Below are 8,876 nucleotides of genomic sequence, written 5' to 3' on the forward strand. Positions count from 1 at the left end.
GGGATTTACTGCCCGCCGGCAGATCCGGATTGCGGAACCCGCGCCGTCAGATGAACTGTCCGAGGAGCGGGATCAGGCACGGCCGGCAAGGGCGGAGGGCGGTTCGCCCTCTTTGTGGAGCAACCCCCGCATATCGAATTTTCTTACTGATCTTTCCGGTGGGTTGTCGTGGAGGGTGACGGTGTTTGATCCCTGTGGTATGTCGCAGTGATGCGGTATGCGCAGGGTGGTGGGCTTGGGCCAGGCCAGCGGGTTGCCCGGGAGCGGATACGGATGCTCGCGGGGGAGGGGTTTGGCCGGGGTGTAAAGAACGCGGTCACTTCCAAAGAGTTGCGGGTCAGCCTTCGTTCGGTGGAGGGCTGGCGGCGGGCCTGGTGCGAGCAGGGCATTGAGGCGTTGCGCGGCGCTGCCAGACGGTCAGGGGCGAGCCCGTTGCCGAGGGGCGGCCCCTTCTACACGCATCGGAATGCTGGCGCCGGCCAACCTGCCGCGGCCTACTGCCTCTACCTCCACCATCTCGCTCTGGGCGAAGACGACATCGCCCAGTGGCGGCATCGCCAGACCGAAGACATCTCGAAGGTCACAGAGTGTTCGTGGTCTTCGTAGCGAGTCGGTGCTCCCCACCATGCCGTAAAGGGCGTTCGTGTCACCCGCGCGAGCGGTCAGTCAGAGCGGTGCGATGCCCCGGGACTGCTCTGACACGGCGTGTGCGCTTGGAACCCTGGCGCCCACTCACATGACCCGGATCTGCACCGGTAGTTGTTCAAGACCGGGACGTAACCGAGCGTGTGATCAAGCCGTGAGACCGTACTCCTGCTGATCGGGCGCCGGATAGAGACGCTGGTGCTCACGCGCGGTGTGATGGCGCCAGCAGAAATCGAAGTCACCGTTGTCGATCAATCGTGTTCGTGCTCGGCGGAAGGCTTTCCGGGTGGAGGCGAACGGGTACTCGTTGCCTTCTTGCGCCCGGTCCTGCGTGTAGTTGGCCCCGAGTATCTCTTGCACTGGGTGATGGCAGCCTTGGCGTTGGGCTCGATCAGGTCCGTCCCCGGTGCAGCGTGGCACCGGGGACGGTTACGACACTTCCGGGGGCCTGGCTCGGGGTCGCAACGTCCAACGACGTTGCGACCCCCGCCGTCACGCTGGGGGAACCCACGGCGCAGGCGTGCCTTGTCGATTCCTCGATGCTGATCGACAGACAGACAGACAGACAGGCGGATCGTGATCGATCATGCCGACGGGATGTGGTGGATGAGGCTGTCTGGGACGCCTCAGCCGTCTGCAGGCCGCGAGGGCTCAAGCTGACGACGGGCAAAGTCACTGCGGCCGAGGGGGCAGGCCACATGTCGCAGGGGAGGTGGTCGCAGCTGTACCACGTCAGGCGTCCTCCGAGGATGAACTACAGTCCTGTTGAAATTCCAGGCGCGACGTGACTGCTGAGCGGAGCCCCGGGCCGCATCCAGCGGCGCTGGACACCACCGCTCACGCCGCCGCCCGGAGGCCGCCGATTTCACCCGGCCGTACCACCGATGGGAAGCAGGGCGCATGACCGTCAGTCTCACCATGTACGACACCCCGCGACCCCGCAGGAGCGCGCAAGCCACCGGGCTCCTGGTGCCGCCTCTGCATCCCGTCCACATCGCGGGTCCGGGAGTGCAGCCCCATGCCCTGGCGCACGTGGAGCGCGAACTTCCGCCCGGCGGCATCCCCGCGTACCGCGGCGACCGCAAGAGGGGGACCCGATCCTTCCTCCTGTGGGCCGACGAGGGACGTGCGCAGATGCTGGCCCGGCTGGTCACGCAGTCCACCGAGGGGCACCGTGTGACCTATCAGGTGCTTGACGCCTACGGGCAGATCATCGGCACCATTACGCGGCGGAAGGCGTTCAGGGGCGGCGGGTTGCGTGTCCGCTGGACGGTGTCGCAGGCCGGTGTGCCGGACGCCGTGGGCTACAAGGGACGGCTGTTCTGGTGGGCCTTCTGCTGGCTGCTGTCCCCTCTGCTTCCTTTCGCCCTCGTCGCCGCCGTGCTGGATAACGGCGACCTCCCACGCGCGCCACGGCGCGTGAGATGGCGTGCGGACGGCCAGATAGTTATGGAGCACAAACCGTCGTCCAACGCGGTACTGCTCCGTGGTCCAGGCCTTGATCCCCGGGTCGGCGCCGCGCTCGCGGCGCTGCTGACATCATTCAGGGGCTGGTATCGGACGTCATGGGACGACCAGAAGGAGTAACTGATTCCTAATGCCGTCTGTCAAGCCGCGACAGCGACGGGACCGCCCGTGCTGCTGGTGTTCAACTACCTAGGCGCCCGCGACCCGAACAGAACCGTCCCGCGCCTGATAGAACTCACCCGCCCTCTGTGGCAGGTGGGGCGGTACGAGTTCAGTTCCGCTTGATAGCTGCTCTTCCCGTTTCCTTCATACGGCGTCACACATCCTCTTTGCATGCATGCTTCTTGGGTATCTCGCTCTATACGCACCAGTCCCGTGAACCCGATGCGTTGAGCGATCGGATCACGCCGAGGATGCGAAGCATCTTCGGGCTGTCGCTGCTCGCCGTTCACGGGCCGACAGAGCACAGCCGGGACCGTCGCCGCAAAGGCAGTCCGCCCTACGCAACGTTCGTGACCGGAAAGAGTTGGGCTACCCAGCACGGTGCCATGGGGCGAACAGCTCACCGGCCGCGAGCGCGGCGGCCGTGGTGACTACGATGCCCGTCATGTCCACCGCATCCTGACCTTGGACAGCTGCTCGATGCGCTCGGAGGACAGTGCCGATGCGCAGGTGGAGTGGACAACGTTCGTCAGGGCGGACACATCTGAAAGCAGTGGGCTCTGGCCGTCATGCACGGGGTGTCGTCCGTACGCGCCGGTCGCTGACGAAGCGGCGCAACCTTGAGGGACAAACCTTGAGGGACAAGCCGCATATCACGACGATGCTTGGCTCGAGTGCCTCGCCGTTCGTCTGGTACACCGCCGGCCCGGTTGTGGCTGGAACCGGGGTTGGTGGGTTCCCGGTCGTCGGTACGGTGCCCTGCATGAGCGAAGAGATACAGCGAGTGCAGGCGGCGTGGGCCCGGCTCGAGCAGTGGCTGGCGGAGCACGCGCCGCTGTCGCATCGCAGCTTGCTGCCGCCGGCGTCGGAAGAGGAGGTCGGTACGGCAGAGGCGAAGCTGCGCCAGCAGCTGGGGTTTGGGCTTCCTGTGGAGTTGGCTGCCCTGTGGCGGCTGTGCGGGGGAGTGGATCACCAGGTCATCGAGGAGGACGAGGAAGGCGAGGTCGGCTCCGGGGCGTTCCTGCCTCACGGGATCATCATGTCCCCGGGCCAGGCGCTGGGGCCCCGGCTCCCCGGCGTCGGGAGACCGGATCCCTGGGGCGGTCTGGCCGCGGTTCCGTGGCTGACCGGTGACGAGGCCGGGCCCGAATCCGGTCATTGGGTGTCCGACGACGGGATAGGCCACTGGTACCTGAGCGAGCCGCCGGACGGCCCTCAATTTCCGTCGATGGCCGCCTACTTCGACGAGGTGTTTGGCACCCTCACCCAAGGGCCGGCCGACCGGATGGGCTCCGATGTGCCCGGTCTGGTGTGGGGCTGCCTGATCTGGGACGACCCGACACGGGAGCCGGCCCGCCGGACTCTGGACGAGGCGTCCGCCTACTGGCGGCCGGTGCACTGACCGTGCAGCCAGGCCCCGCCGCCGCGTGCTGCGGCAGCGGGGCCCGTGATGCGATGAGGTCGTCAGGGCTTGGCCATCGCGCAGACCAGGTCTGCCGTGGACGGGTCACAGCCCTTGAACCAGGTGTTGCCCGGATCCAGCAGGTACTTGTCCTTATCGATGATGCGGAACTCCTGCAGGAACGGGGTGTAGAAGCTATCCAGGCTCATCTAACCGGAGTTGACCTTCCCCGACATCGACGACCGGCCGCACTTCTCGTCGAACGAGGGCGCGTCGTAGCGAGTGTCGTCCAGGAGATGATCACTGCCGTCGTCGGTCTTGGCCGCTACGGTCTGGGTGCACGCGCCGCCGCCGTCGGTCGGTTCATAGTTCTGGCCGCCGATGGCCGCCGATGGCCGTCGGAACTCCGGGGGACTGGTAGGTGGAAGAGAACGGGAACTCGTCACATGAGATCGTCTCCGCATCGCCTTCGACGATCTCGGGGTGCAGCGCGGTCCGTGAGTGCTTCACGAACCGCTTTTTGGGCACCCAGCCGTCGGCGCGCTTGCCCGCGTACCTCGAGTACATCACCTCTTTCCGGTTGTCTTCGCGCTCGTGGGCCTTCTCGTTGCGTTCCTTGCGCGGCAGGTATTGCAGCGGGTCGGACAGCGACGCTCCGCCGCCCTTGACCTTCGATTTGTTCTGGATCAGCCAGACGTGTGCTGCTGCCGCCGGGTCCTTCACGGTGTTGAACTTGAACGCCTGCCAGTTACGCCACCGGGAACTACAGCAATGGCTTGCCGCCCAGCCCTAACGGGCCAGATCCCGCAAGGACCGCCAGGACTGATCGAAGCTTGGGCCGCGCGCCGGCATTCCGTCATACCGCGAGCCGTATTTCGTACGGTGCCCCAGGATGCCTTGGAGGGTCGGGACACCCCATGGACACGGGGGTGTTCCGCATCGGGCCGTGGCCGCGGAGCGCCGAGACGAGGGCCTGTGTGAGGGCGTGATCAATGTTCGTATTCCCCTGCTGTGCCGAGGCGGGCTGTACTCCCCCGTGCGGCGGAGGTGGGTCATCATGCGGTTCGACATGCCGGGCCGGGCGGTGCGAGAGGTTCGGGTCATGATGACGACGGATCCCGCCTGGCCCGTATCCCGCGTGTCGCAGCCGGCCCCGCCGCCGCCGCGCTGGGCGGTGCGTGCCGCCCATGTCGCGGCCTGGTCGACCGTCCCCTCCGGGGTGTGGCGCGTCGCGCTCGTGCTCGGGGTGCCGGTCGGAGTGATGGAGCGAGAGGACTTCCTCGCCGCGTTCCCCCACAACTCCCCGCTGATCGGCATGGCTTACGTACTGCTGATCGGCGCCATCGCCGAGGCCGCCTCGTATCTCACTCTGGGCCTGGTACGGCCCTGGGGAGAGGTGGTGCCCTGCTGGATTCCGTTCCTCGGAGGACGCCCGGTCGACCGAAGGCTCGCGGTCCTCGCCGCTTCGCTGGGAGCCCTCGCGGTCACTGTCCTGTGGTGGGTCCTGTTCTTCGGAGGACTGCTGACCTCGCCCAGCCCGGACCCCGGCATCTCGGCCGGCGAAGTGCTCTTCTTCGCCGCCTACGCCCCACTGCTGCTGTGGGGCCCGCTCCTGGCGGCGGTGACCTGGTCGTACCACCGACGACACAAGGCTTGTTCGATGTTGTGAACCGAACCAGGTTCCATCCCTGTGAGGGAAGGGGACTGGTAGGACGCTGGGTGTGACGCGGAGGCAACTGAGCGACGAGCAATGGGAGTTCATCGAGCCGTGCCCGCCGATCGGTGAGTACGGTCCGTGCCCCCAGCGGCTGCGGGACCAGTTCGAGGGGGTGATCTGGCGGTTTCGGTCCAGTGCCCAGTGGCGGGAGATACCTGGTGAGTTCGGCCCCTGGCCCACCGTCTACGGACGCATCCGGGTCTGGCGGCACGTCGGCGTCTTCAGTGCGCTGCTGGAAGGCCTGATCACCGACGCCGCCCATCGGGGTGAGACGGCCCTGTCCCTGGTCAGCGTGGATTCCACGACCGTCCGTGCCCATCGCGACGCGGCCGGAATGCGCATCGGCAAGGAGATCCTGGACGCACTGAAGGAGGCCGCCGCCGAGCAGGAACAGGCCGGCAATAGGGGGGAGCCTGGAGGGACAGAACGGACAGGACGAGGGGAACGACCCCAAGAGGAAAGAACGGCGACGCGTCCGCCGACGCTGCGGGCTCCGTTTGAACCAAGCTCTGCTCGGCAGGTCCCGGGGCGGGCTGACCAGCAAGGTCCATCTCGCCGGAGATCGCAGGTGCCGGCCGCTGTCGCTCGTGCTGACCGCGGGACAGGCCGCCGACAGCCCGCAGTTCATCCCCGTGCTCTGCAAGGTGCGGGTCGTGCGGGTCCGCCTGCCGGTCGGACGTCCCCGCACCCAACGCCGTCACCGGCGACGAGGCCTAATCCTCCCGAGCCGACCGCGCCTACTTGCGCAGATGACACATCACAGCAGTCATCCCGGAGAAGAAGGACCAGGCCGCCAACCACAAGGGGAAGGGCAGCCGGGGCGGCCGGCCTGTCAGTTTCGACGCCGAACTGAGCGGTTCATTCTGACAGCGAAGCCCACCTCGCCTAGACGATGATCACGCTCATGGTCCGCTGCCTCACCCGCCGCCCCGACCTCCGCGCAGCGAGCCCCACCCCGTCGAACAGGATGCCGTCGTCAAGCCCGAACCGATCCGCATCCGGGCCCACAACACCAGCCCCGCACCATCCGCCTCGCCGCCAACCCCCTCGTCTGATCAGCACGGCATCCCAGGCGATGCCGCGGCCCTGGCTCACAGAGCAGGGGCCCAGCCTTGTTCGCGTCAGTCACGTTCGTGCGGATTGCCCAGGAAGGGGAAGTCGGTGCGAAGGTCGGTGTGGGGCCGCAGCCCGTCGTGGGGCACAGTGCCGTTGCTCAGCTGGGCGATCCCCATATTGATGACATCGTCGGTGAGATTACGGCCGTTGGGGAATCCTTCGGCGCTGGTGTAGTCATACGTCAGAAGGTCGGGGAGCAAGCTTGCCGCGAGTGCGGTCGCCCGATCCTTGGGGTGGCCCGCCTGTTCGAAGACGCGGGTGAACTTGTCGAGGAAGCCTTCGCGATCATGAGACGGTTCCTGCTGGTTCCAGACTCGCTTGGCGTCGTCGCTCTGGTTGAAGTTGGCGTCGACCCCGGGCCGCCCGGCCCGGTCACCCTGGACCAGTCGGCCCTCGTGTGGAACCAGGACTCTGGCCCAGACACCCACCTGCGGGTTCGGCCCGAGCGTACTGTTGGGGACTTCCAGCACGATGCCGAACACGTTCTTGTCGGTGAAGAAGTCCTTGCCGGTCCACTGGAATTTGTCGTTCGCACCGACGGGGTCCGCGAAGAACGGGTCGCTGCGAAGTCCCGCGAAGAACCTGAAGTCACCGGTCGCAGTGATCTGCGGCTCGGAGCCGAAGCTCACCGGAGCGTCGAGAAGGACCGTGTCCCCGGCGTCCAGGTCGGCCGCAGCCTCCCGGCCGGTCGCCAGTTGCAGGCTTGCGGTCTGCGCGCTCTCCCGCACTGGTGAGAAGCGTATGCGGAAGGCGATGTCGGTGACCGCGTCGGCGTCGGTGTCCACGCCGAGCTCGTAGACCGACTCGTGATCGACGGCGTCGTCGGTGATCGGCGAGGTCGGATTGATGTTCAGCACCAGGATCGTCTTGCTTGCATCACCTGGCTTCTGAAATGCGTAGAGGTCGGTGATGTGGCTCCTGGGATCCATGCTCGTGGGGCTGATGCCCAGGCCGGAGACGTGGTGCGCCATGTCGTGACTCCTATCGGGTGGCTGTGCGGACCAAGTTCCGTGGCGGGCGGTGGAGAGTTGGCAGTTCGTCGCGGAAGGCACTGGGCCCCTGCGCTGCCCTCCCACCTGGGACGAACACCGTCGCTGGCTCACTTGCAGGTCGTTGCGACTCTCGTGGCGTGAGGACCGTCGAGAGCAACAATCTGCCTGTTGCCGTCGGCTGCATATCCGTCATCCGGCGTATTCGCGATGCCAGACGGACACCGCGAGGAGCGGGTGTCTCCGGCCTAACCGGGCCCACAGCTGCACAAAAACGCCATCCGCTCTGTGGTTGGTGGCTGGTGGCTGGTGGTTGGTGGGGGTGTTGGTGGTTGTGGTGGGGGTGTTGTTGGTGGGTGGGTCGTTCAGTTATTTGGTCGGGGTTGCTGTGATGTGGTTGGAGGGGCTTTTGCGCGGTCGGCGGGGGGTCACTGTGGTGGTGTGCCACGGGTGGGGCTTTCTTGAGGGTGTGGTGACAGGCCTGTGGGAGGTGGTAGGTGGGCCGGCGGGTGCGGCGACGGCGACCGGGGCCCGCACGGGGCCGGTGTCCTTGCGCCCTGCGTCGGGGTGTGTTCCTGGGTCTGGTGCGGGTCGGGCGTCGCCCTGTCTGGTGTCGGTGTGCTGCGCCCCGTGTCGGGGTGTGTTCCTGGGTCCGGTGCGGGTTTGGAGTGCGCTGCTGGGGGCCGGGGTGTAGTCAACTCCGCGCTCCGGGACGGGATTGGCGTCCCCTCTGCCCCGCCCGCGCGCCAGTCCTGACCCCGGCGCGGATACCGCGACTACGGCTGGGTCCGGCGCGAGTCCGGCGTCCCCCCGTCTGGTGTCGGTGTCCTGCGCCCCGCGTCGGGGTGTGTTCCTGGGTCCGGTGCGGGTTCGGCGTCCGCTGCCGGGTGTCGGGGTGTAGTCAACTCCGCGCTCCGGGGCGGGATCGGCGTCCCCGGCGGGTACCGCGGCGACGGCGACCGGGGCCCGCACGGGTCCGGCGTCCTTGCGCCCTGCGTCGGGGTGCAGTCCTGGGTCCGGGCGCGGGTTCGGCGTCCCCCGCCGGACACCGCGACCGGGTCCGGGTCCGGTGCGGGTCCGGCGTCCCCCCCGTCTGGTGTCGGTGTCCTGCGCCCTGCGTCGGGGCGTGTTCCTGGGGCCGGGACGGGTTCGGCGTCCGCTGCCGGGTGTCGGGGTGTAGTCAGCTCCCCGCTTCGGCGCGGGTCCAACGTCTTGCGCCCCGCGCCGGGCACCGGGTTGCACTCCTTGCTCCGGCTCCGGCTCGGGATGCGCGTGCGCTGCCGGGGGTGTGCTCAACTCCGTGGTTTGGGTGCGGGGTTGGTGTCTTCTGCCGGGTGTGGGGTGGGGGTGGGTGCTGTGGGTGGGTTGTTGTGGTGGC

At 67.4% G+C, this 8,876-nt stretch carries 7 protein-coding genes and 2 pseudogenes; 5 read left to right on the top strand and 4 right to left on the bottom strand.

Annotated elements, in window-relative coordinates; all coding sequences use genetic code 11:
• Nucleotides 1-210: 210 nt before the first annotated feature.
• Nucleotides 211-408, top strand: a pseudogene (locus tag ACZ6ZP_RS19655) (helix-turn-helix domain-containing protein); the annotation flags it as partial.
• Between the two features lie 384 nt (nt 409-792).
• Here ACZ6ZP_RS19655 and ACZ6ZP_RS19660 read toward each other — a convergent pair.
• A complete protein-coding gene (locus tag ACZ6ZP_RS19660) occupies nt 793-1,005 on the bottom strand; it encodes a hypothetical protein (RefSeq protein WP_383825639.1) in 213 nt (70 codons plus the stop codon).
• 540 nt (nt 1,006-1,545) lie between these two features.
• Between ACZ6ZP_RS19660 and ACZ6ZP_RS19665 the strand changes: the two genes are divergently transcribed.
• On the top strand, nt 1,546-2,232 hold the full coding sequence (locus tag ACZ6ZP_RS19665) for a hypothetical protein (protein WP_351172495.1): 687 nt from the start codon (nt 1,546-1,548) through the stop codon (nt 2,230-2,232).
• An 805-nt stretch (nt 2,233-3,037) separates the two neighbouring features.
• On the top strand, nt 3,038-3,676 hold the full coding sequence (locus ACZ6ZP_RS19670) for an SMI1/KNR4 family protein (protein WP_469407678.1): 639 nt from the start codon (nt 3,038-3,040) through the stop codon (nt 3,674-3,676).
• A gap of 62 nt (nt 3,677-3,738) precedes the next feature.
• Here the strand turns inward: ACZ6ZP_RS19670 and ACZ6ZP_RS19675 are convergent, their stop codons facing one another.
• Nucleotides 3,739-3,885 carry a hypothetical protein gene (locus ACZ6ZP_RS19675; protein ID WP_383825648.1) on the bottom strand — a complete coding sequence of 49 codons (147 nt, stop codon included), beginning with the start codon at nt 3,883-3,885 and terminating at the stop codon, nt 3,739-3,741.
• A 154-nt stretch (nt 3,886-4,039) separates the two neighbouring features.
• Nucleotides 4,040-4,399, bottom strand: coding sequence for a hypothetical protein (locus ACZ6ZP_RS19680; RefSeq protein WP_469407679.1), 360 nt, complete (start codon nt 4,397-4,399; stop codon nt 4,040-4,042).
• A 379-nt stretch (nt 4,400-4,778) separates the two neighbouring features.
• Here ACZ6ZP_RS19680 and ACZ6ZP_RS19685 point away from each other — a divergent pair, with 379 nt between their 5' ends.
• Together ACZ6ZP_RS19685 and ACZ6ZP_RS19690 are read left to right on the top strand one after the other, a co-directional pair.
• Nucleotides 4,779-5,345 carry a hypothetical protein gene (locus tag ACZ6ZP_RS19685; RefSeq protein ID WP_469407680.1) on the top strand — a complete coding sequence of 189 codons (567 nt, stop codon included), beginning with the start codon at nt 4,779-4,781 and terminating at the stop codon, nt 5,343-5,345.
• Nucleotides 5,346-5,397: 52 nt separating this feature from the next.
• A pseudogene (locus ACZ6ZP_RS19690) lies at nt 5,398-6,007 on the top strand (IS5 family transposase); the annotation flags it as partial.
• Nucleotides 6,008-6,514: 507 nt separating this feature from the next.
• Here the strand turns inward: ACZ6ZP_RS19690 and ACZ6ZP_RS19695 are convergent.
• Nucleotides 6,515-7,480, bottom strand: a complete 966-nt coding sequence (locus ACZ6ZP_RS19695; protein WP_469407681.1) for a DUF4331 family protein — start codon at nt 7,478-7,480, stop codon at nt 6,515-6,517.
• Nucleotides 7,481-8,876: the final 1,396 nt, after the last annotated feature.

This window comes from Streptomyces sp. NPDC054047 (assembly GCF_055585065.1).

What these genes read in the sequence shown, in the direction of transcription:
- ACZ6ZP_RS19665 (WP_351172495.1), top strand. Translation starts at nt 1,546, where the DNA reads ATGACCGTCAGTCTCACCATGTACGACACCCCGCGACCCCGCAGGAGC.
- ACZ6ZP_RS19675 (WP_383825648.1), bottom strand. Translation starts at nt 3,885, where the DNA reads ATGAGCCTGGATAGCTTCTACACCCCGTTCCTGCAGGAGTTCCGCATC.
- ACZ6ZP_RS19685 (WP_469407680.1), top strand. Translation starts at nt 4,779, where the DNA reads ATGATGACGACGGATCCCGCCTGGCCCGTATCCCGCGTGTCGCAGCCG.
- ACZ6ZP_RS19670 (WP_469407678.1), top strand. Translation starts at nt 3,038, where the DNA reads ATGAGCGAAGAGATACAGCGAGTGCAGGCGGCGTGGGCCCGGCTCGAG.
- ACZ6ZP_RS19695 (WP_469407681.1), bottom strand. Translation starts at nt 7,480, where the DNA reads ATGGCGCACCACGTCTCCGGCCTGGGCATCAGCCCCACGAGCATGGAT.